The organism is Microlunatus ginsengisoli, from assembly GCF_039537205.1.
Taxonomy (GTDB): Bacteria; Actinomycetota; Actinomycetes; order Propionibacteriales; family Propionibacteriaceae; genus Microlunatus; species Microlunatus ginsengisoli.
The window spans coordinates 1-20,145 of the sequence record NZ_BAABAB010000003.1; the positions used below are offsets into that span (position 1 = coordinate 1).

A 20,145-nucleotide genomic window follows, 5' to 3' on the forward strand; every position below is an offset into this window, starting at 1 on the left:
TCCGACGTGATCAACTCTGCGGCCGATCACGCCTGCGCACAGTCGGCCCGATGGCCGACGGAGGGGTTGAACCCGATGTCCCCCGATCGGACGACGCCCAAGGCGTGTCTGTCTAGTGCCAGTCGCTGATCTGGACGTCCCGCGGAGCGGGCGCGCCGGTGCCGGTCTCCACCAGCGACTTCAGGCTCATGAGGTACGAGCCCCATTTCGTGCTGCAGTGGGACATGAACTCCACCGGCTCCCGCCAGCCCCGGTGCTCGAACAGCACGATCGTGTAGTCGCCGTCCTGGCGAAGCTGCCAGTCGATGGTCGTGCCGATCCATTCGTCGGGCCCGGCCAGGACGCGCCAGCGCACCCGCTCCCCCGGCCTCTGCTCGAGCACCTCCAGGTCGAAGCCGCCGACCGGCGGAAAGCGGAGCTCGATCGTGCCGCCCACGTCCGGGTCACCGCTCGTCTCGTCGGTCCACCAGCCCGACAGTCCGTCGATCGTCGTCAGCGCGTCGTAGACGTTCGTCGGGTCGGGGGTCACGACGCCGATCCGGTGCCTGATGTCAACCATCTCGATTCTCCTTGTCTGGTTCAGTTCTCTTCGCTCTCGGCCCGTGGGGCTTCCGCCTGGATGGCCTCGGCCATCCGCTTGATCCGGTGCAGTCGGGCGTCCCAGGCGGATCCGACCGACGACAGCTGGGCGACGGCACGGCCGAGCTGCGCCTCGTCGACCCGATAGCGACGCTCCCGGCCGGCCGCGCTCCCGTGGACCAGACCGACCCGGTCGAGCACCGCGAGATGCTTCGCCACCCCCTGCCGCGTGATCGGCAGCTGGCGACCCAGGGTGGTCGCGGTGCCGAATCCGTCGACCAGCAACAGGTCGAGCAGCCGGCGCCGGGTCGGGTCCCCGATCGCCGACCAGAGGTCGTCGTCGACGTCCACCGGCGGCGCGGCCGTCACGGCTTGGCGTCCAAGCGACCGACGTACGCCGTGAGCCGGGGCAGGTAGTAGTCCCAGCCCGTCACGTGCTCGCGATACTGCTGCTCGAGCACCGCGGCCTCCCAGCCCAGCTCCCGGAAGCCAGTCTCGGTCATCCTGAGCAGCGTCCCCGGCCCGGATGGTGTCAGGTCGAACGTGACCAGCAGCGAGTTGCCAGCCGCCGCCGCTTCGTCGGCCGGATGCGTCCAGCGAAACGAGAACGTCCGGGGCGGCTCCACCTCGAGGACTGTGAACGCGGCTACCCCTCCGTCGACCTCTGGGTCGCCGAAGACGATCTCGCCGCGTGCCCCCGGCACGGCCTCGTAGTGCGCCTCGTCCGGCCACCACTCGCGCACATGCTCAGGGCTGCTGATCACGTCGAACACGATCTCGGGCGATGCCGCGATGTACAGCTCACGCTCGATGGTCCGCAGCTCCATGCCCGCCTCCTGCAACGTTCGGTTGCAGATCAGCCTAGCGGTCGCCTCACCAATAGGCAACTATTAGTTGCGCGTTTCGACAAGGCTCGAAGCCAGGGCACGGATCCGGCGGTGCCGAGTAGCGTTGGCCCTCGTGTCGAGCACGCCGGCAAGGGCAGGCCCACCGCGAATCGCCTGGGCCTGGTCGCGGTTCGGCTTCGGCCTCGTGCTCGCGCTCCCGGCCGCAGTGGCGATGCCGTTCGACACCCAGCTGGGGCTCGGCGCCGCCGTCGGGATGCTTCCGGCCGCGGCGGCGGGTGTGCTTCCGGTGCGCCGGACACGCGTGCTGAGCCTGGTGATCTCCGTTGTCGCCGCGATCAGCCTCGCCATCGGAGCGCTGATCGGGCAGCACGCAGCAACGGCGGTGCCCGGCCTGTTCGTCTTCGGCTTCGGCGCCGCGCTGGCCGCCAGCCGGGTCAAGGGCGGCGCGCTGGCCATGCTGCTCGCCGCGCCGCTGGTCGGCATCGGACTGAGTTTCGCGGTCGATGCCGTGCTCGGCGTCGCGGTGGTGATGGTGGTCGGCGGCCTGTACGCCTGGCTGGTCTCGCTGCTCTGGCCGGAGCGGCCCACGGCGCCGCGCCCGGCCGGTCGGATGAGCACGCCCCAGGCGATCACCTACGGGACCCTGCTCGGGCTGGCCGGCGCGACGGCGGCGGCGGGCGGGTTCGCGTTCCAGCTCGACCACAAGGGCTGGATCTGCGGCGCCGCCTTGCTGGTGATGCGGCCGGTGACGACCGCTCTGGTCGCCCGCGGGCTGGGCCGGGCGGGCTCGGTCCTGCTGGGCGGCCTGCTCGGCAGCAGCTTCATCCAGTTCGGACCGGCGGGCTGGCTGATCGGGGTCGCGGTCGCCGTGGCTCTCGGCTGCATGTCGGCCACCCAGGGCAGCCGCTGGTACGTGATGCCGGCGTTCACCACGTTCGTCGTGTTCATCCTGCTGCTCTGGGATCACCCCACCGACAGCGCGTGGCGCTTCGCCGAGCGCAACGCCGAGACACTGATCGGCATCGCGATCGCCTTGTTCTACGGCGTTCTGATCCCGTTGCTGATCAAGCGGATCCCACGCGCGGCCGAGCGCTCCAGGCGCCGTCCGGCCGATGCGCCGGCCTGACCCGGGCGACGACGGATCGGCCTCAGCCCAGCCGCGCCAGCACGATGTCGAACCGGGTCCGCGACCAGGCTGCGCCGCCGAGATCGCGGCCGTCCGGTGCCGGCGTGCCGGGTGGTTGGGCCTCGAAGTCGGAGATCAACGACTCCTTCACCCCGAACACGGAGTCGCCGATCTCCAGCTGCGGATCGTCGCGGACGAAGATGTGGGTGACCAGCGTGCGATATCTGGGCGCGGTGACCATGAAGTGCAGGTGGGCGGCCCGGACCGGTGAGCGGTCCGCCGCCGCCAGCAGCCGGCCAACCGGCCCGTCGTCGGGGATCGGGTACGGCGTCGGCTGCAGTGCCCAGAACCGGTAGGTGCCGTCGGAGTCGCTCTCCAGGTGGGCCCGGCCGGTGACTCTGCCGTCGCCGTACTGCACGTCGTAGAAGCCGTCCGCGTCGGCCTCCCAGACCTCGATCCGGGCCCCCGGCACCGCGTTTCCGTCCGTGTCGCTGACCGTTCCCTCTACCCAGCAGGGCATCCCGGCGGCGCCGCCGGCGATGTCGCCACCCTGCTCGATCGCCGGTGCGTCCGCGACGAAGAACGGTCCGAAGACCGTCGCCTCGGTCGCATCAGCGGCGGCCGGGTTGTTGACGGCGATGGTCTGCATGGAGATCCCGAGAACGTCGGAGAGCAGGATGAACTCTTGGCGCCGCTCGTCGGTGAGATGTCCTGCGTCGGTGAGGAAGGCGATCGCGCGCTGCCACTCCGGCTCGGTCAGCCGGACCTCGCGGACGTACGCGTGCAGGTGCCGGGTGAGCGCCTGCAGCAGCAGGCGCAGCCGGGGATCGGGCGTCCGGGCGAAGCTGTCCACCACCTGCCGCACCAGTTCCGCCTCGCGCCGCGCCTGCTCGGTCGCGGCGTCACCGGCACCGGGCGCCTCGCCGGTCAGCGCGGCGGCCAGCAGGGTGGCGATCGCGGTCTCGGTCACCGGCACCGGGTTCGACGCCGGCGCGGCGGCGACGATCCGCCGGGTCGCCTCGCCGATGCCGGACTCGGAGAACCCGTAGTCGGCCAGCCGGGTCGGGGCCCCGACCGCGCCGTACAGAGCATTGAGCGCCTCGATCGCCCGGACCGCCGGATCGCCCTCCGGCGGCGACCCGAGCGGCAGCGGAATGCTCTCCGACCCGAGCGCGTCGGCCAGCCGGCCGGCGAGTTCGGGCACCGCCGGCGCGTTCAGCGCCAGCACGTGGCGCAGGATCACCGCATGGGTCTGGGCGTGCGGCAGGCCGAAGGTGCCGCCGAGCACGTGGCAGATCTTGTGGTGCAGGCCGGACCCGGCCGAGGCGAACGCGGCGGCGGCGAGATAGCTGCCGTACAGCGCCTGCTCGCGACCGGCGAGATCGTCCGGCGCGACGTGGATCGCCGGCAGCGCCCGGGCCAGGGCACGGGCACCCTCCAGTGCGAGGGCCCGGTTGATCGGGTCACCCGCGGGTGCCCAGAGCGAGTCGATGCAGTGCGCCAACGCATTCAGGCCGGAGGCCACCGACTCCTCCGCGGGCAGGGTCAGGGTGAGCGACGGATCGTAGATCACCGCAACCGGGAGCACCCGCGGGTCGCTGCCGGTGGTCTTGGTCCGGTCCTCGGTCAGGCCCCAGACGTCGGTGGCCTCCGACCCGGCGTACGTCGTGGGCACGGCCACCACCGGCAGCCCGCTGGTCAACGCCACGGCCTTGGCCAGACCGGTGGTCGAGCCGCCACCGACACAGACCAGCAGATCCGCCCGGTGCTCCGCTGCGGCCGCGCGGGCTGCATCGGCAACGCCGACCGGCACATGCGGGCGGACGTCGTCGAACCACGCCACACCGGCCAGCCCCGCACAGATCACCTCGGCCCGGGTCCGCTCGCGCACCGACGCGATCACCAGCGGCCGCCTCGCGGCCAGCCGCTCCGCCTCGGCGGCGAGATTCGCACCCGCGGCGCCGCTGCCGAAGATCACCCGCTGACCGAGCGAGACGTGCGAGAAACTCGTCACGACGCTCACCACAGCAGTGTGCACCAGCCCGCGAGGGGCGTGCCGACACGTCGACCTGTGCACCGTCGTTTCGGTGCAAAGCGTTGTTCGCCTCTAGCATATGGATGCTGCCGCGAACCCAGCACCCCGGACGGAGGACCTGAATGGCGAAGATCAGCCGCCGCGCCGCGCTGCTGTCGATCGTCGGCATCGGGGTCGGCGCCGGCGTCGGGGTCGGCGTGGCAGCCACGTCGCGGGCCAAGCCGTCCGCGGAGCCGGTCCCGGCGGCAACGAGCGCCGCCGCTTCGACGGCGAGCACTCCCACCCCCACGCCCGAGCCGAGCCCGTCGCCGTCGGTCGACACGCGGCCGCGCTGGCCGCTGACCGGCCGGCTGCTGAAGGATCAGCACAAGGCCGAGCACGTCGCGGTCGCGGTGAAGGTCCCCGACAACCAGTACGAGCATCCGCAGCGGGGGCTGGACAAGGCCGACATCGTCTTCGTCGAGCTCGACGGCTACCGCGACGCCTCCGGCTACAGCGGCACCCGGCTGATGCCGGTGTTCCACTCCAAGATGGCCGACACGGTCGAGCCGGCGCGCTCGATCCGGCCGGTCGACATCCCGCTGCTGAGCCCGATCCATGCGGTGATCGGCAACACCGGCGCCGCCCCCTGGGTGATCAATTACGTCAAGCACAACAAGAAGCACCTCGAGGGCATGCTCTCGTACATGAACACGCGGGGCACGGGCTCCTACGGCACCGACCAGTCCCGGGTCTATACGTTCCAGGGGCAGACCTACTACGACCGGGCCACCACCTGCCATCCGGCGGTGCTCGCCAAGCAGACAAAGCGGTTCGCCGACGGGCCGCCGCAGCCGTACTTCCCCTGGGCGTCGGAGGAGAACGAGGTCAGCGCGGCGCAGGGCAAGAAGGCGACGTCGATGAGCATCCCGTACAAGGGACAGAACTACCGGATGAGCTACACCTACGATGCCAAGACCAAGCGCTACAAGCGCAACATGCCGTGGGGTCCGCACGTGCTCGCCGACGGCACCCGGGTGAGCACCGACAACGTGCTGGTGATCAAGTCCAAGCAGAGCTACGGCAAGATCTACAAGGGCAAGGGCCACGACGAGCCGCTGTACGCGATCATCGACGGCGAGGGCACCTTCTTCTACTTCAACCGGGGCCACTACGTGACCGGCACGTGGACGAAGGGCAAGGTGCAAGAGCCGTTCCAGTTCACGCTGGCCGACGGCACGCCGTTCAAGATGGCGCCCGGCCAGACCTACGTCGAGCTCCCCGACGTCAAGGCCAAGATCAAGGTCAAGGGCTGAACACGGAGGCATCGGGTGTGACAATGCCCGGGTGACCTCTCGAATCCTGTTCATCGGCGGCAGCGGCGTGATCAGCGCCTCCAGCGTCCGGCTCGCGGTCGACCGCGGCCACCGGGTGACGGTCCTGAACCGAGGCCGGAGCAGCGCCCGCGCGCTGCCGGCGGAGGTCGAGACGCTGGTCGCCGACGCCACCGACCCCGCGGCCGTGGCCGCTGCGGTCGGTGACCGCGAGTTCGACGTGGTGGCGCAGTTCCGGGCGTTCCTGCCCGAGCACGTCGGCAGCGACATCGAGACGTTCGCCGGCCGGACCGGGCAGTACGTGTTCATCAGCTCCGCCTCGGCCTATCAGAAGCCGCCGTCGCGGGTGCCCGTGACCGAGTCGACGCCGCTCCGCAACCCGTTCTGGCGGTACTCCCGGGACAAGATCGCCTGCGAGGACCTGCTGGTCGCCGCCTACCGGGACCGCGGCTTCCCCGCGACGATCGTGCGCCCGTCGCATACCTATGACAAGACCCTGCTGCCGACCACCGGCGGCTGGACCGACGTCGCCCGGATGCGGTCCGGGAAGCCGGTCGTGGTGCACGGCGACGGGACGTCGCAGTGGACGTTGACCCACGCCGACGACTTCGCGGTCGCGTTCGTCGGGTTGCTCGGCCATCCTTCGGCGATCGGCGAGGACTTCACCATCACCGGCACCCACGCCCCGACCTGGAACCAGATCTACACCTGGCTGGGTGAGGCGGCCGGGGTCGAGCCGGAGCTGGTGCACGTGGCCAGTGACACGATCGCCACGGTCGCGCCGGAGATCGGACCGGGACTGGTCGGCGACAAGGCGCACTCGATGGTGTTCGACTGCAGCAAGGTGCAGGCGCTGGTGCCCGAATTCGCGACCACGATCTCCTACCACGACGGGGCGCGGGAGCAGATCGCCTGGTTCGACGCGAATCCGGATGCCCGGGTGACCGATGCCGACCTGGACGCCGTCTTCGACCGGCTCGTCGCCGGGGCTCGCGCCTTCTGAGGCCCTACCGTGGTGACATGATCATCTCCCGACGTCCGGTGGCGCACGGTCTGTGCGTCGCGGCGCTGATGGTCGCCACGGTCGCCTGCGTGCCGATGTCACCCAGTGCCGGACCGAGCGCCGCAGCCACCACCGACGCGGCCTCCCCCGCTGCGTCGACATCGTCCGCCCCTTCGACGTCGTCCGCCCCTTCAACATCGTCCGCCCCTTCAACATCGTCGTCGGGCAGTCCGTCGTCTGCCGGCAGTCCGAGCGCACCGGCACCGTGCACCACCGGCGATCTCGCCGTGGGTGTCACCGAAGCGGAGGGCGGCGCGGGCGCCGGCAGCAACTACCTGTTGATCACGTTCCGCAATTCCGGCTCCACGAGCTGCACCCTGTACGGCTGGCCGGGCGTCTCCTTGGTCGGTGACGGCAACGGCGCGCAACTGGGCGCCGCCGCCGTCCGGGTGCAATCCGATCAGCGACGCAAGATCACGGTCCGACCCGGCAAGCAGACCACCGCCTTGCTGCAGGTGGCCGAGGCCGGCAACTACGCGAGTGCCGACTGCGACCCTGCCACCGCCGACGGGTTCCGGATCTATGTCCCGAACCAGACCGCGGCGAGCTATGTCGCGCGCAGCACGCCGGCCTGTCGCAAGAGCGGTGCGAAGTTGCTGCAGATCGCCCCGGTCGGCACCTCCGGCTGAGAAACGGCCGGGGCCTTCTGGTCGGCGCCGGCACGATGAAGGATGCTGGTGCGGTGAGCGAGAACCCGTTGATGCCGGCCGCGTTCATCGGCCACGGCAATCCGATGAACGCCCTGGCCGACAACCGCTATACCCAGGCCTGGCACGCGCTGGGCCGGGCCGTGCCCCGGCCGCGCGCCATCCTGGTCGTCTCGGCCCACTGGTACATCAACGCCACCGCCGTGACGGCGATGCCACGGCCGCGAACGATCCACGACTTCTACGGCTTTCCCCAGCCGCTGTTCGACGTGCAGTATCCGGCGCCGGGCCTGCCCGGTTTCGTCGAGGAGGTCAGCGACGTCGTGCACCCGACCTGGGTCGGCGCCGACGTCGACAGCTGGGGCATCGACCACGGCACCTGGTCGGTGCTGATGCACGTGTTCCCGGACGCCGACATCCCGGTGATGCAGCTGAGCATCAACGCCGACAAGCCGTTCGACTATCACCTCGACCTCGGCGCGCGGCTCGCGCCGCTGCGCGAGCGAGGTGTGCTGATCGTGGGCAGCGGCAACGTCGTGCACAACCTGGCCGGGATGAGTGCCGAGCTACCCGACGGCGGTTTCGCCTGGGCCGAGCGGTTCGACGAGCAGGTCAAGGCGACGATGGCCGAACAGCCGACCGAGACCGCGGCGCTGGACGGGCACCGGGACTTCCGATCGGCGGTGCCGACGCCGGACCACTACATCCCGCTGCTGTACGTCGCCGGTCTGGCGGGTGCGGCGAAGCAGGGAGCCGACGTGCTGGTCGACGGCTACGCGTACGGCTCGCTGTCGATGACCGCGTACACCCTCGACCTGGACTGTCCCGGTGCCGCGGACGGCACCGAGCCGGCCGCCGCCCTGCCGGACGGGGTGCCCTACGACGGAGCGAACATCTGAGCCTCGTCCGGCTCACGAGCGCGCCTCGGTCAGGGCGACGTCGAAGGCTCGCTCGCTCGGCCGGTAGCGCCGGTCGGTGAGCAGCAGACCGACGGTGCCGAGCAGGCCGAAACCGGCGGCGACGAAGAAGACGTGCGGAAGCCCGAGCAGGGCCGTACCCAGTCCCCCGATCGCCCCGCCGAGCCCACCGGCGAACATGATCGACCCCATGAACACCGAGGACGCCAGCCCGACGCCCTCCGGATACAGCTGCTGGGCCACGGTCACCCCCAGCCCCGCGATCGCGGCCCACAGCGCCGACATCAAGACCTGGCCCACGAACAGGCCGAGCACGTGGTCGCTGGTGGCATAGACGAGATTCGCTGCCACCCCGAACGCGGCGCCGAGCGCGACCACCCGGATCGCAGGAATCCGGCCGGCCAGCCACGCGAACACCGGCATCAGGGCGAACTCCACCAGCGGCTGGATAGCGATCACGGCGCCGCGGACGGTGTCGGAGACCCCGAGCTGGTTTGCCATATAGAGCGGGAGGTAAGCGAACTTGATGGTGTCACCGTTCATCACCAGCACGCAGCAACCGACGAAGGCGAACAGCGGGATCCGCGAGCTGCGGGCGGCGATCGGGAACGAAATCTCCGGCGCGGCCGCGCTGCCCGCCCCCAGGTCGTGACGCGGGACCCGCATCCGGCCCAGCGGGACGATCTGACCGGCGGTGAGCACAGCCGTCGCGAGCAGCAGCGGCCGGAGACCGAACTGGGCGCCGAACCAGCTGCCGAGCACCGGGCCGAGGATCCAGCCCGCGGTGAACGCCATCCGGAGCGTGGCGATCAGCCGATCGGCGTTGGGGACCCGGCGCCGGGTCAGGTCGTCGCGGGCCGCCGCGAACAGCTGGCCCATCGAGCCGCCGGAGACGCTGAGCGCGACGGCGGCGATCACGAACGGCATCCAGATCTGGGTGGCCAGGGCCATCGCGACCCAGCCGAGACCGCCGACGAGGGCACAGATCCGGTAGAGCCGGAGCCGGTCCGGCTGCCGGTCGGACAGCCCGCCGAGCCAGTAGCCCACGAACGGCGCGATGAAGTTGACCAGGTAGTAGAGCCCGGCCACCGGCACCGACGCGCCGAGGTCGTCGACCAGGAACAGGGTCAGCTGCGGGGTCGTGGCCGACACACCGATCCCGGACAGGAACAGGGCGAGGAACGCCGCCCGCAGGAACGGTGTGCTCAGGACGGTCCGCATCGGCGACACGACGGCGGGTCCTTCCGACAGGATGGAGGTCGATCCGGTCCGCGGGCGGCATCGACCGACGGACGGGCATCGACTGAAACGATTGAGTTCGATTGAACCACACTCGCGAGACGAGGAGAAAACGATGCTGGAACCGCCGACGTACGCGGTGGCGCTGCTGCAGGACCTGCACTTCGGCGCGGACCTGATCGAGTACCTGAGGCAGATCGACGCCACGCTGGACCCGTACGGCGGCCGGTTCCTCGTGCACCAACCGGGGCCGACGCTGGTCGAGGGTGAGCTGTCCGGCCGGACGGCGCTGATCGTCATCGCGTTCCCGGACCGGCGATCCGCGACGCAGTGGTACGACTCCCCCGCCTATCAGGAGATCCTCCCGCTGCGGACCGGCAACAGCCGGGCCTTCGCGCTGCTCGCCGACGGCGTTCCCGAGCACTATCGCGCCGCCGAGGGGCTGGCCGAGATGCTGGCGCGCCGGCCGGTGACCTGAGAACCTGGGACCCTGCACGTATCTGCCGCCGAGCTGCCCGCTCTGGCATCACGGTGGAGGACTTCGGGGGAAGCCCTTCGGTGCATCCACCGACGTCGCCGATCCGTCTCACCTGGAGGTCGTCGTGAGTGCACCGTATCCGTCCGCGTCGCGCCCGCGGCTCGACACCGCCGCGCTGACCGCCCCGGTCGACGATCAGAGCCTGACGGCGTTCATCGCCGAGTCGAAAGCGAGCAAGGCGCCGTGGAGCCGGATGACGACCGGGCTGCGGCAGACGCCGATCTCGGAGCTGGTGATGCAGATCGTCGTCGCCTCGATCCCGCTGGTCGCGATGCTCTACATCCTGTCCCAGGGTCGGGCGTCACTGGTCGACGCGATCTGGCGATTCACCAACGAGGCGCCCTTCCCGCTCAATCTCGTCATCGTCGGCTTCATCGTGGTCGTGCTGCTCGGGGTGGTCGTCGGCTACGTCCGAGTGATCATCGCCCTGGTCCGCCGGCGCATTCCGCGCTGGTGGTGGCAGGCCGCGTTCAGGCTGACCCGCTTCGCCGCGTCGAACGACCTGCGCTACGGCCACGACGAGGCGCCGTCCTACCCGGGGGTGATCTTCGGCACCGGCTCGGAGCGGACGATCGAGCGCCGGCTCGGCACCACCGGCGGACGCCGGGTGGAGATCGGCAACTATCGCTACACGGTCGCCTCCGAGGACCGGAAGAACGACCGGGTGTTCGGCTGGGGCTACGTGGCCATCACTCTGGACCGCCGGCTGCCGCACATGCTGCTGGACGCCAAGGCCAACAACAAGAGCGTGTTCGGGATCAAGACCTCGAACCTGCCGATCGACCTGGCGCGGGACCAGCGGCTCTCGCTCGGCGGCGAGTTCGACGACAAGTTCACCCTGTACGCCCCCAGCGACTACGGCCGTGACGCCTTCTACATCTTCGCCCCGGACCTGATGGCCCTGTTCATCGACCGGCTGGGAACGTACGACGTGGAGATCGTGGACGACACAATGTTCATCTACGGCAGCCGGTTCGACCTGCTGAACCCCCGGACCTACGACTGGCTGGTGGAGGTGGTCGAGACGGTCGTCGCCCGGACGGTGCGACGGACCGGCCGCTACACCGACGACTTCGCCACGCTGGAGACCGATCCCGGCACCGGCGCCGGGTCGGGCGCTGGCGGGCCGAGCGCGGGAGCCGGCGGTGGCGCCTCGACGCCTCGCTCGACCACCGGGTCGGTGCTGCTGTCACTGTTCACCGCGGGCGCGGCTCAGGGTGGCTCCCCCACGCCGTCCGCGGCGGGCGGCGGTGCAGCCGGACCGGGCGCACCGTACCACGACCCCGTCTTCTCCTTCGGCGGCGACGGTCCGCCCCAGGTTGCGACCAACACCGTGTCCGAACGGGGCCGGCGGCTGCGTCGCCGGCGGTGGGGGCTCTGGTCGGTGGTCGGCATCCTGCTGCTGCTGTTCTGGATCTACAACGACTTCGTCGCACCGATCTTCGGGCTACCCCGGCTCGAGAGCCGCTGATCAGCCGGCGATCTCGCGGGCCAGCGGGCCGACGAGGGAGTTCCGGGCGTCGCGGACGGCGGCCAGCCGTGCGCCGTGCAGCGGGGCCTCCTCCCCGAGCGCGGCCAGCCGGACCGGCAGCGCGATGACGGACACCTCGCCCACCCGCTGTGCCAGCCGGTCGACCAGGTCGGCCGCTGCGCTCCACGGTCCCCCGACGACGATGCCGGCCGGATCCAGCAGCGCCGAGATCGAGCCGATCACACCCGCGACCGCCTCGACGATCGCGTCGCGCCGGCGGCGACTCGCGACCGTACGCCCGGTCAGCACGTCGCTCACCCGGTCCACGTCGATGGCTGCCGACCCGGCCTGCAGCAGGTCCAGCGCGCCGAAGCACTCGACCAGCCGCATGGTCCGCCCACCGGGCCCGGCGGTGAGCACGTGCGCGATCTCACCGGCCAGCCCTTCGCTGCCGCGCACGATCTCCCCGTCCCGGACGACCGCGCCGCCGAGGCCGTGGCCGAGGTGGCAATAGCAGAAGTCGGCCAGGTCGCCGGCGGCGCCGGAGTGGTGCTCGGCGAGCGCGGCCCAGTTCACGTCGTTGTCGACCACCAGTTCCGGTCCGAGCCGGTCGCCGAGCAGGCGCCGAGGGTCGAGCTCGTCGACCAGGAACGGCGAGTCGGGCAGGTGCACCAGGCGCCCGGACGCGCGGTCGACCGGTCCGGCGACGCTGAGTGCGGCGGCCCGCACCCGGCCCGGAGGCTCGACCAGCGCGTCGTCGACGAGGTCGGAGAGAAGCGGGTCCAGCTGGGCCGCGGCGACCGGCGCCGAGGTCTCCCGCTGCACCCGGCGCAGCACCTGACCTCGGACGTCGAGAGTCTCCGCGATCAGCCCGTCCGGCCCGGCGCTGAGGGCGACCGCGATGCCGAGATCGTCGCGCAGGGTGTATCCGACACCGGCCCGACCGCGCCGGCCGCTCTGCTGCTGGCCGGCCTCGGCCAGCAGGCCCGCCTCGACCAGCCGACGTACGCTCTCGGAGATGGTGGGCTTGGAGATGCCGGTGCGCGCCGCGATCTCGGCCCGGGTCAGCGTCGGCTCGGTCAGCAGCTGATCGATCACGTGCCGATCGGTGATCTGCCGCAGCAGGTCGAGCGACGCCAGCGGCACCTGCTCCAGCTCGATCACCAGGTCACTCCCCTGCCAATTTTGGCTAGCACGCCTGTTGGTTAGGACTCCTGGCAATACCTTAGCCGCCCCCGACCCCAGGAAACTGTGCGGCTGTTGCAGCCGTCGCCGGCGTGTCGATGCAACAGCTGCACAGTTTCCGGAGTCGGGAGCGGGCGGGGGGGCGTATTCAGCCAGATGGTTGACAATGGGTGCGGGTCGAGGCTACCGTCTATTCAACCGGACAGTTGAGGAAGGTCATGGCTGATCAGCTCTCGCGGGTGTTCGCGGCACTCGCCGACCCGACCAGGCGCGACATGGTGGCCCGGCTGACCGTCGCCGACGCCACCGTCAACCAGCTCGCCGAGCCGTACGCGGTCAGCATCCAGGCGGTCTCCAAGCACCTCAAGGTGCTCGAGGACGCCGGCCTGGTCACCCGCAGCCGGCGGGCGCAGACCCGGCCCGTCCATCTGGAGGCAGAGGTGTTCGACCTGATGACCGCCTGGATCGAGCGTTATCGGCGCCAGGCCGAGGAACGCTACCGGCGCCTGGACGCTGTGCTGGCCGAACTCACCGACCCACCACCGGCCGACCTGCCGACCGGCCGACCACAGAAGGCTCAACCACAGAAGGGAAAGTCGTCATGAACACCACCCTCACCGAGGCCACCATCGAGGCCGACGAGAAACTCCCGGTGATCCGGATCACCCGCGACTTCGCCGCGACACCGGCCCAGTTGATGCGTGCGCATCTGGATCCGGAGCTGTTCAGCCGCTGGGTCGGGCCCGACGGGATGGACAACCGGATCGACGTCTGGGACGTCCGCGACGGCGGCAGCTGGCGCTATGTGGCACTCCGCGACGGCGAGGAGTACGGCTTCCGCGGCTGCTTCCACCGGATCGGCGACGACGCCATCGTGCAGACCTTCACCTGGGAGGGCATGCCGGAGGAGGTCTCGCTGGAGACGCTGCGCTTCGAGGACCTCGGCGACGGCCGCACCCGGCTGCACGCGCAGTCCCTGGTCGACTCGTTCGAGAGCCGTGACGCCTGGTTGCGCAGCGGGATGGAGGTCGGCGTGAACGAGGGCTACGCCAAGCTGGACGCCCTTCTTGCCCGGGACGGCTCGCCCGCCGAGGGAGTCCGATGACTCCCGCCGAGCACCACGCGGCCGTCGCCGCCGGCTTCACCCGCCGCGTGGATGGCGTACGGGACTGGCAGGCGCCGGCGCCGGTCGACGGTTGGGTCGCGCGGGACGTGGTCGGCCACCTGGTCGGCTGGCTACCCGGCTTCCTGGCGGGCGGCGGCATCCTGCTGGACACCGACGGACCGCAGGTCGAGGACGATCCCGCCGGAGCCTGGCACGCCCACGTGACAGCGGTCCAGGCGTTGCTGGACGGACCGGAGTCGGAGCAGGAGTTCAGCCATCCCCAGGTCGGCACGCACCGGCTCGGGTCGGCGATCGACATGTTCTACACCACCGACGTGTTCCTGCACACCTGGGACCTGGCCCGGGCGACCGGTCAGGACGACACCCTCGACCCGGCGTTCGCGGCCGAGGTGCTCGCCGGGATGGAGCCGATCGAGGAGATGCTGCGTCAGTCCGGGCAGTACGGCCCGAAGGTGCCGGTGGCCGAGGACGCACCCGTGCAGGACCGCCTGATGGGGTTCATCGGCCGCGATCCGGCCTGGGGACGCTGACCGCGACTCAGGCGGCGCCGACCCTGGCCCGAGAGCGGAAGCGGGGCTGGCAGCGTGGGCACCAGAACAGGTTGCGGCCCTTCAGCTCTTTGGTGCGGATCGTCGTCCCGCAGACATGGCAGGGCTGCCCGGTCCGGCGGTAGACGTACACCTCACCGCCGTGATCGTCCTTGCGGGCGGCCCGGCCCATCGCCTCCGGCGTGTGCTCCGGCCGCACGGTGTCGATCCGGCCGGTCCGCACCCCCTCGGCGAGCAGGGCGACCAGGTCGTCCCAGATCGCCTGCCATTGGGAGCGGCGCAGCGTGCGGCCGGCGCGCAGTGGGTCGATCCGGTGCCGGAACAGCACCTCCGCTCGGTAGACGTTGCCGACGCCGGCCAGCACCTCCTGGTCCATGATCAGGTCGCCGATCGCCCGGTCGCTGCGCTGGATCCGGCGCCAGGCGCGCTCCGGGTCGGCGTCGGGACGCAGCGGGTCCGGGCCGAGCCGGCCCATCACCTCGTCCCGACGCTCGCGACCGACCAGGTCGCAGAGGATCGCGCCGCGCAGGTCGGCATAGGCCGTGCCGTTGTCCAGCCGCAGCCGGACGGCCCCGACCGGCTCGGGCGCCGGGCCCCGGCGGACGTCCCACTTGCCGATCAGGCCCAGGTGCACGTGCACGAACCGGTCGTCGGCGAACTCAACGAACAGGTGCTTGCCACCGGACTCGGCCCCGACCAGCACGGTGCCGTCGATCAGCGCCGCATCGGCGGCGAACCGGCCCTGCGGGCTGCTGGCCCGCACCACCCGACCACCGAATGCCTCCGCGAGATCCCGGGCCAGCCGATACAGCGTGTGGCCCTCAGGCATCGAGGTCAGCAATCGTACGCACGCGCGCAGTCTGCCACCCGGCACCGACAGATCGAGCCCAAGTCCGGTCCAAGGCGACCCCAAGCGACCGGCCCCAAGGTTGTCCCATGACAAACACCATGGGGCCGATGCCCACCACGCCGTACGGCGCCACGAGCGCCTACCCGTCCTACCAGTCCGCCACCGCCGACCCCGGCCGCACCCTCGGCATCGTCGGTCTGATCCTGTCGCCGTTCGTCGGCCTGGTCGGCCTGATCCTCAGCCTGGTCGCACTCCGCCGCTCCAAGCGGGCCGGCTTCGGCAACGTGCCGGCGATGATCGGTGCCATCGTGGGCGGGCTCGCCACCCTCGGTGTGCTGGTCGCGATCGTCGTCGGCGGCCTGGCGATCGGCAGCGCCGTCGATGCCTGCCGCGACCTCGGCCCGGGACAGCACGTCGTCAACGGCGTCACCTACACCTGCGGCTGACCTGGATGAGCAGCATGATCGAACCGGGCGCCACACGGCGCCGATCAGCGGTGGCGCTGGCCGTGCTGGCGGCCGCGGCCGGCGCCCTGGCGCCCACCCCGGCGGCAGAGGCGGTGAGCGGCTGCCTCATCCCCGCCACCATCGTCGGCACCACCATCACGCCGACGCGGGTGGTCGTCGGCGTGGCCGAGCCGAAGGGCATCACGATCACGACGAAGGTCCGGACCAACGGCTGCCGGATCGACCGGGTCGAGGCCGGGCTCTACGGCCCGGATTTCGTCGACAGCTACGACCTCGCGCCGACCGGCAGCAGCAACGGCGTGACGACGTACGAGACGGGGCTGCGGATCAGCCCCGGCAGCCTGCCGAACTCCGAGGCCGGCCGGTGGCAGTCCTTCATCTCGGTCTGGGGTGCGACCACCCCCAACGCGCCGGGTCCGGACTTCAGCGTGGTCCGGGCGTCGCGGCTGACCACCGACGCGTCGCCGGAACCGGTGCGCAAGGGCAAGACCATCACCGTCCGCGGCAGCGTCCGGCGCGCCGACTGGCAGACCCTGCACTATGCCGGCCCCGGCAAGCAGAAGGTCGAGCTCCAGTGGCGATCCCCGAAGGGGACCTATCACCGGGTGGCAACCGTGACCAGCGCCCGCGACGGCTCACTGAAGGCGAAGATCACCGCGAAGCGGGACGGCTGCTTCCGGTTCGTCCTCACCGGCAGCGCCAGCACCGCCCGCGGCACCAGCAAGGGCGACTGCGTCGACGTGCGCTGACGCGAATCCGCCGCTCGAACCGCCCTGAGCCCGCTGTAGGGCCGGATTCACCGATCGAGCGGCGGAAACGCGTCAGTCACGGAACCTGCAACGGCGGCAAGGCGGCGGCGATCTGCTCGCGACTGGGCTCCAGCCACGGCGGCAACTTCAGGGCCCGGCCCAGCTCGAGCAGCGGCTCGTCGACCGCGAAACCCGGGGCGTCGGTGGCGATCTCGAACAGCACGCCGCCTGGTTCGCGGAAGTAGATCGACTTGAAGTACTGCCGGTCCAAGATCTCGGTGACAGCAACGCCCTGGCCGACCAGTTCCTCCCGCCAGGACGCCATGGTCGCCAAGTCGGGCGCCCGGAAGGCGATGTGGTGAACGGTGCCGCCGGCCTGCAGGCCGGGGTCGTCGACGCCGCCGAGCACGTCGACCAGCGCACCGGTGCCGCCGCCGGCCATCCCGAACCGAGCCCGGGCAGCGTCCTCGCCGGCCAGGTCCATGCCGAGCATCGAGGTCAGCATGTCCGCCGACGGGTCCAGCAGCCGTTCCGACAGGGTGACCGCGTGCAGGCCCCGGACGGCGTGCTCGGCCGGGATGTCGCCGACGCCGTCCCAGCCGGAGCGAGCGTCGCCGTCAGAGGCCACCAGGTCGATCACCATGCCGTCCTGATCACGGAACCTGAGCACCTCCTCCTCGTCTCGGGTGCGAGGCGCGTCGGCGTCCACGCCGAGCGTCTTGAAGCGCTCCTGCCACCAACCCAGGGAGGCGCCGGGAACGCTGAACGCCGTCGCGGTCGTCATCCCTGCACCCTGCAGGCCGCGGCCCGCGCCCGGCCAGGGGAAGAAGGTCAGCAGGCTGGACGGAGTGCCGTGCTCGTCGCCGTAGTACAGGTGATAGCTGTCCGGGGCGTCGAAGTTCACGGTCTGCTTGACCAACCGCAGCCCGAGCGTGCGGGTGTAGAAGTTCACGTTGGCCTGCGGATCCGTGGCGATCGCGGTCACATGGTGGAGCCCGTGCGGCTGAACTGGCGTCATCATCCCCTCCACGACGGCTACGCGGGCCGCGGCAGCACCGTCAACACTCGCGCGACATGGTCGCGGAACTCCGCCATGAACGCGCTCAGGAAAGCTGCCGTCGCCTCGTCGAAGACCTCGCCGTCGGCTCCGTACAGGTCCGGCTTGAACTGGATGTACGCCTCCGGCGACGTCATCTGCCGAGCATTGCAGAACCCCAGCACGGCTCGCAGGCTCTGCTGCCCGACGGCGGTGCCGATCAGTCCGGGCGAGGCACCGATTACCGCCGCCGGGATGTGGTGGAACGAGTTCTTGCCCCACGGCCGCGACGCCCAGTCGATCGCGTTCTTCAGCGCGCCGGGGATCGATCGGTTGTATTCGGGCGTGACGAACAGCACCGCGTCCGATCCGGCGATCGCCTCCTTCAGCGCGGTCGCCTCCGGTGGGTAGGCGCTGTCGTAGTCGGGGCTGTAGAGCGGCAGGTTGCCGATCGGGATCTCGGTGAAGCTGAGATCTTCCGGCGCCAGCCTGATCAGCGCCTTGGACAGGGTCCGGTTGATCGACGCCGACGACAGGCTGCCGATGAAGTAGCCGACCTGGTACGTCATTGAGGATGTCCTTTCCGGAGTGCTCCGATCGCTGGACGTCAGGCGTTCCTGATGGCGGCGGCCGATTCCAGGCCCAGCTCCTGGACCGAGATCTGGCGCATCTCGACCTTCCTGATCTTGCCGGTGACCGTCATCGGGAACTCGTCGACGATCTTGACATAGCGCGGGATCTTGTAGTGCGCCACCTTGCCGGTGCAGAACTCGCGCAGCCGCTCGGGGGTCAGCGGCTCGGCGCCGGGTCGCAGTCGCACCCAGGCCATCAGCTCCTCCCCGTAGCGCTCGTCCGGGACGCCGATCACCTGGGCGTCGACCACGTCGGGGTGGGTATAGAGGAACTCCTCGATCTCCCTGGGATAGACGTTCTCACCGCCCCGGATGACCATGTCCTTGATCCGCCCGACGATGTTGAGATAGCCGTCGGCGTCCATCACGGCGAGATCTCCGGTGTGCATCCACCGGGACGCGTCCAGCACCTCCCTCGTCTTCTCCGGCTCGTTCCAGTAGCCCAGCATCACCGAGTAGCCGCGGGTGCAGAACTCCCCCGTCTCACCGCGGGGCATCGTCAACCCGTTGCTGGGATCGACGATCTTGACCTCCAGGTGCGGGTGCACCCTGCCGACGGTGGACGTCCGCCGGTCCAGGTCGTCGTCCGCCCCGGTCTGGGTGGAGACCGGCGAGGTCTCGGTCATTCCGTAGCAGATGGTCACCTCGCTCATCCCCATCTCCTCGACGACCCGCTTCATCACCTCGACCGGGCACGGCGAGCCCGCCATGATGCCGGTCCGCAGGCTGGACAGGTCGTAGTCCGCGAAGTCCGGCAGACCCAGTTCGGCGATGAACATGGTCGGCACGCCGTACAGCGACGTGCACCGCTCGTCCTGGACCGCGTTCAGGGTCAGGGCCGGGTCGAACCCCGGCGCCGGGATGATCATGGTCGCCCCGTGGGTGGTGCTGCCGAGGTTTCCCATTCCCATGCCGAAGCAGTGATAGTACGGAACCGGGATGCAGACCCGGTCGTCCTCGGTATAGCCGCAGCCCTCGCCGACGAAAAACGCGTTGTTGAGCAGGTTGTGGTGGGTGAGCGTGGCGCCCTTCGGGAAGCCGGTGGTGCCGGAGGTGTACTGGATGTTGATCGGGTCGTCGGCGGACAGCTGGGTCTCTCGCTCGGCGAGCAGCCCGCGGTCTCGGCCCCGGCCGGTCTGCATCAGTCGCTCCCAGGCCGGCTCGCCGATGAAGATCACCTCGTGCAGGTCGGGGCAGTCGGCCCGGACCTGCGCCACCATGGCCCGGTAGTCGCTGGTCTTGAACGACACCGCGCTGATCAAGACCGAGATGCCGGCCTGCTTCAGCACGTACGCCAGCTCGTGGGTTCGGTAGGCCGGATTGATGTTGACCATGATCGCGCCCAGCTTGGCGGTGGCGAACTGGACGAACACCCACTCGGCGCAATTCGGCGCCCAGATGCCGACCCGGTCTCCCTTCGCCACCCCGAGCGCATCCAGCCCGAGCGCGCACGCGTCGACCTCGGCGACCAGCTCCGGGTAGCTGAACCGGCGGCCACTCACGCACTCGACCAGCGCCTCGTGCTCACCGACTCTGAGGACGGTGCGGTCGAGGTTCGCTCCGATGGTGTCGCCGAGCAGCGGGACCGTGGACGTTCCGCTGACGTACGAGGGCAGTTCGGGCGGCTGCCCGCTCGGACGCTCCGTGCCGGTCCGGTTCATCGTCGACTCCCCCGCCCCCTCGTTGGACGACTGCCACCTCGCAGTCTGCTTCAGTGCGGGGAACTTGTCACGGCCCGGCCGCGACGTCGTGAGCCGACGCGGACGCGGCTCGGCT

At 70.4% G+C, this 20,145-nt stretch carries 23 protein-coding genes; 12 read left to right on the top strand and 11 right to left on the bottom strand.

Annotation, left to right across the window (positions count from 1 at the left end; all coding sequences use genetic code 11):
* Positions 1-112: 112 nt before the first annotated feature.
* The 3 genes from ABD747_RS01250 to ABD747_RS01260 are packed head-to-tail and all read right to left on the bottom strand — an operon-like array spanning position 113 to position 1,406.
* Positions 113-559: an SRPBCC family protein gene (locus tag ABD747_RS01250; RefSeq protein ID WP_344801251.1), complete on the bottom strand. Its 447-nt coding sequence runs from the start codon at positions 557-559 to the stop codon at positions 113-115.
* Positions 560-579: 20 nt separating this feature from the next.
* A complete protein-coding gene (locus tag ABD747_RS01255) occupies positions 580-948 on the bottom strand; it encodes an ArsR/SmtB family transcription factor (protein WP_344801252.1) in 369 nt (122 codons plus the stop codon).
* Positions 945-1,406, bottom strand: coding sequence for an SRPBCC family protein (locus ABD747_RS01260; protein ID WP_344801253.1), 462 nt, complete (start codon positions 1,404-1,406; stop codon positions 945-947). Before ABD747_RS01260 ends, ABD747_RS01255 begins: the two co-directional genes overlap by 4 nt.
* A gap of 133 nt (positions 1,407-1,539) precedes the next feature.
* On the opposite strand from ABD747_RS01260, the gene ABD747_RS01265 reads away from it, so the two are divergent.
* The gene (locus tag ABD747_RS01265) at positions 1,540-2,553 is read left to right on the top strand and encodes an FUSC family protein (protein ID WP_344801254.1); all 1,014 of its coding nucleotides are present in this window, start codon (positions 1,540-1,542) and stop codon (positions 2,551-2,553) included.
* 22 nt (positions 2,554-2,575) lie between these two features.
* On the opposite strand, the gene ABD747_RS01270 is transcribed toward ABD747_RS01265, so the two are convergent.
* Positions 2,576-4,576 carry a maleylacetate reductase and hydroxyquinol 1,2-dioxygenase domain-containing protein gene (locus ABD747_RS01270; RefSeq protein WP_344801255.1) on the bottom strand — a complete coding sequence of 667 codons (2,001 nt, stop codon included), beginning with the start codon at positions 4,574-4,576 and terminating at the stop codon, positions 2,576-2,578.
* Positions 4,577-4,710: 134 nt separating this feature from the next.
* Here ABD747_RS01270 and ABD747_RS01275 point away from each other — a divergent pair, with 134 nt between their 5' ends.
* Both ABD747_RS01275 and ABD747_RS01280 read left to right on the top strand, forming a co-directional pair.
* Positions 4,711-5,883 (top strand): DUF3048 domain-containing protein, encoded by a 1,173-nt coding sequence (locus tag ABD747_RS01275; protein WP_344801256.1) that lies wholly within the window; start codon positions 4,711-4,713, stop codon positions 5,881-5,883.
* A gap of 31 nt (positions 5,884-5,914) precedes the next feature.
* The gene (locus tag ABD747_RS01280; protein WP_344801257.1) at positions 5,915-6,904 is read left to right on the top strand and encodes an NAD-dependent epimerase/dehydratase family protein; all 990 of its coding nucleotides are present in this window, start codon (positions 5,915-5,917) and stop codon (positions 6,902-6,904) included.
* A 4-nt stretch (positions 6,905-6,908) separates the two neighbouring features.
* Here ABD747_RS01280 and ABD747_RS01285 read toward each other — a convergent pair whose 3' ends face one another.
* Positions 6,909-7,178: a hypothetical protein gene (locus ABD747_RS01285; RefSeq protein WP_344801258.1), complete on the bottom strand. Its 270-nt coding sequence runs from the start codon at positions 7,176-7,178 to the stop codon at positions 6,909-6,911.
* Positions 7,179-7,191: 13 nt separating this feature from the next.
* Between ABD747_RS01285 and ABD747_RS01290 the strand changes: the two genes are divergently transcribed.
* Positions 7,192-7,593 (top strand): DUF4232 domain-containing protein, encoded by a 402-nt coding sequence (locus tag ABD747_RS01290; protein WP_344801259.1) that lies wholly within the window; start codon positions 7,192-7,194, stop codon positions 7,591-7,593.
* A 53-nt stretch (positions 7,594-7,646) separates the two neighbouring features.
* Complete coding sequence (gene ygiD / locus ABD747_RS01295) at positions 7,647-8,510, top strand: 4,5-DOPA-extradiol-dioxygenase (protein WP_344801260.1); 864 nt, start codon at positions 7,647-7,649, stop codon at positions 8,508-8,510.
* A 12-nt stretch (positions 8,511-8,522) separates the two neighbouring features.
* On the opposite strand, the gene ABD747_RS01300 is transcribed toward ygiD, so the two are convergent.
* Positions 8,523-9,749, bottom strand: a complete 1,227-nt coding sequence (locus ABD747_RS01300; protein ID WP_344801410.1) for an MFS transporter — start codon at positions 9,747-9,749, stop codon at positions 8,523-8,525.
* A 133-nt stretch (positions 9,750-9,882) separates the two neighbouring features.
* Here ABD747_RS01300 and ABD747_RS01305 point away from each other — a divergent pair, with 133 nt between their 5' ends.
* Both ABD747_RS01305 and ABD747_RS01310 read left to right on the top strand, forming a co-directional pair.
* Positions 9,883-10,245, top strand: coding sequence for a DUF1330 domain-containing protein (locus ABD747_RS01305; RefSeq protein ID WP_344801261.1), 363 nt, complete (start codon positions 9,883-9,885; stop codon positions 10,243-10,245).
* Positions 10,246-10,369: 124 nt separating this feature from the next.
* Positions 10,370-11,776, top strand: a complete 1,407-nt coding sequence (locus ABD747_RS01310; RefSeq protein WP_344801262.1) for a hypothetical protein — start codon at positions 10,370-10,372, stop codon at positions 11,774-11,776.
* Here the strand turns inward: ABD747_RS01310 and ABD747_RS01315 are convergent, their stop codons facing one another.
* Complete coding sequence (locus tag ABD747_RS01315) at positions 11,777-12,940, bottom strand: ROK family transcriptional regulator (protein ID WP_344801263.1); 1,164 nt, start codon at positions 12,938-12,940, stop codon at positions 11,777-11,779.
* A gap of 239 nt (positions 12,941-13,179) precedes the next feature.
* On the opposite strand from ABD747_RS01315, the gene ABD747_RS01320 reads away from it, so the two are divergent.
* Genes ABD747_RS01320 through ABD747_RS01330 form a run of 3 tightly spaced genes read left to right on the top strand, consistent with a single transcriptional unit; the run spans position 13,180 to position 14,617 of the window.
* Positions 13,180-13,566 carry an ArsR/SmtB family transcription factor gene (locus tag ABD747_RS01320; protein WP_344801264.1) on the top strand — a complete coding sequence of 129 codons (387 nt, stop codon included), beginning with the start codon at positions 13,180-13,182 and terminating at the stop codon, positions 13,564-13,566.
* Positions 13,563-14,066 (top strand): SRPBCC domain-containing protein, encoded by a 504-nt coding sequence (locus ABD747_RS01325; protein ID WP_344801265.1) that lies wholly within the window; start codon positions 13,563-13,565, stop codon positions 14,064-14,066. Before ABD747_RS01320 ends, ABD747_RS01325 begins: the two co-directional genes overlap by 4 nt.
* The gene (locus tag ABD747_RS01330; RefSeq protein ID WP_344801266.1) at positions 14,063-14,617 is read left to right on the top strand and encodes a TIGR03086 family metal-binding protein; all 555 of its coding nucleotides are present in this window, start codon (positions 14,063-14,065) and stop codon (positions 14,615-14,617) included. Before ABD747_RS01325 ends, ABD747_RS01330 begins: the two co-directional genes overlap by 4 nt.
* Positions 14,618-14,624: 7 nt before the next feature.
* Here the strand turns inward: ABD747_RS01330 and ABD747_RS01335 are convergent, their stop codons facing one another.
* Positions 14,625-15,464 (bottom strand): Fpg/Nei family DNA glycosylase, encoded by an 840-nt coding sequence (locus tag ABD747_RS01335; RefSeq protein ID WP_344801267.1) that lies wholly within the window; start codon positions 15,462-15,464, stop codon positions 14,625-14,627.
* A 107-nt stretch (positions 15,465-15,571) separates the two neighbouring features.
* Here ABD747_RS01335 and ABD747_RS01340 point away from each other — a divergent pair, with 107 nt between their 5' ends.
* Both ABD747_RS01340 and ABD747_RS01345 read left to right on the top strand, forming a co-directional pair.
* Positions 15,572-15,931: a hypothetical protein gene (locus tag ABD747_RS01340; protein ID WP_344801268.1), complete on the top strand. Its 360-nt coding sequence runs from the start codon at positions 15,572-15,574 to the stop codon at positions 15,929-15,931.
* 5 nt (positions 15,932-15,936) lie between these two features.
* A complete protein-coding gene (locus ABD747_RS01345; RefSeq protein WP_344801269.1) occupies positions 15,937-16,701 on the top strand; it encodes a hypothetical protein in 765 nt (254 codons plus the stop codon).
* Positions 16,702-16,777: 76 nt separating this feature from the next.
* Here ABD747_RS01345 and ABD747_RS01350 read toward each other — a convergent pair whose 3' ends face one another.
* Genes ABD747_RS01350 through ABD747_RS01360 form a run of 3 tightly spaced genes read right to left on the bottom strand, consistent with a single transcriptional unit; the run spans position 16,778 to position 20,030 of the window.
* Positions 16,778-17,719: a ring-cleaving dioxygenase gene (locus ABD747_RS01350; protein WP_344801270.1), complete on the bottom strand. Its 942-nt coding sequence runs from the start codon at positions 17,717-17,719 to the stop codon at positions 16,778-16,780.
* Positions 17,720-17,736: 17 nt separating this feature from the next.
* Complete coding sequence (locus ABD747_RS01355) at positions 17,737-18,306, bottom strand: NADPH-dependent FMN reductase (RefSeq protein ID WP_344801271.1); 570 nt, start codon at positions 18,304-18,306, stop codon at positions 17,737-17,739.
* A gap of 38 nt (positions 18,307-18,344) precedes the next feature.
* Entirely contained in the window at positions 18,345-20,030 is a 1,686-nt protein-coding gene (locus tag ABD747_RS01360; protein ID WP_344801272.1) for an AMP-binding protein, read from the bottom strand.
* Positions 20,031-20,145: the final 115 nt, after the last annotated feature.

What these genes read in the sequence shown, in the direction of transcription:
- ABD747_RS01340 (WP_344801268.1), top strand. Translation starts at nt 15,572, where the DNA reads ATGACAAACACCATGGGGCCGATGCCCACCACGCCGTACGGCGCCACG.
- ABD747_RS01325 (WP_344801265.1), top strand. Translation starts at nt 13,563, where the DNA reads ATGAACACCACCCTCACCGAGGCCACCATCGAGGCCGACGAGAAACTC.
- ABD747_RS01355 (WP_344801271.1), bottom strand. Translation starts at nt 18,306, where the DNA reads ATGACGTACCAGGTCGGCTACTTCATCGGCAGCCTGTCGTCGGCGTCG.
- ABD747_RS01360 (WP_344801272.1), bottom strand. Translation starts at nt 20,030, where the DNA reads ATGAACCGGACCGGCACGGAGCGTCCGAGCGGGCAGCCGCCCGAACTG.
- ABD747_RS01305 (WP_344801261.1), top strand. Translation starts at nt 9,883, where the DNA reads ATGCTGGAACCGCCGACGTACGCGGTGGCGCTGCTGCAGGACCTGCAC.
- ABD747_RS01335 (WP_344801267.1), bottom strand. Translation starts at nt 15,464, where the DNA reads ATGCCTGAGGGCCACACGCTGTATCGGCTGGCCCGGGATCTCGCGGAG.
- ABD747_RS01260 (WP_344801253.1), bottom strand. Translation starts at nt 1,406, where the DNA reads ATGGAGCTGCGGACCATCGAGCGTGAGCTGTACATCGCGGCATCGCCC.
- ABD747_RS01250 (WP_344801251.1), bottom strand. Translation starts at nt 559, where the DNA reads ATGGTTGACATCAGGCACCGGATCGGCGTCGTGACCCCCGACCCGACG.
- ABD747_RS01330 (WP_344801266.1), top strand. Translation starts at nt 14,063, where the DNA reads ATGACTCCCGCCGAGCACCACGCGGCCGTCGCCGCCGGCTTCACCCGC.
- ABD747_RS01300 (WP_344801410.1), bottom strand. Translation starts at nt 9,749, where the DNA reads ATGCGGACCGTCCTGAGCACACCGTTCCTGCGGGCGGCGTTCCTCGCC.
- ABD747_RS01275 (WP_344801256.1), top strand. Translation starts at nt 4,711, where the DNA reads ATGGCGAAGATCAGCCGCCGCGCCGCGCTGCTGTCGATCGTCGGCATC.
- ABD747_RS01345 (WP_344801269.1), top strand. Translation starts at nt 15,937, where the DNA reads ATGAGCAGCATGATCGAACCGGGCGCCACACGGCGCCGATCAGCGGTG.
- ABD747_RS01320 (WP_344801264.1), top strand. Translation starts at nt 13,180, where the DNA reads ATGGCTGATCAGCTCTCGCGGGTGTTCGCGGCACTCGCCGACCCGACC.
- ABD747_RS01350 (WP_344801270.1), bottom strand. Translation starts at nt 17,719, where the DNA reads ATGACGCCAGTTCAGCCGCACGGGCTCCACCATGTGACCGCGATCGCC.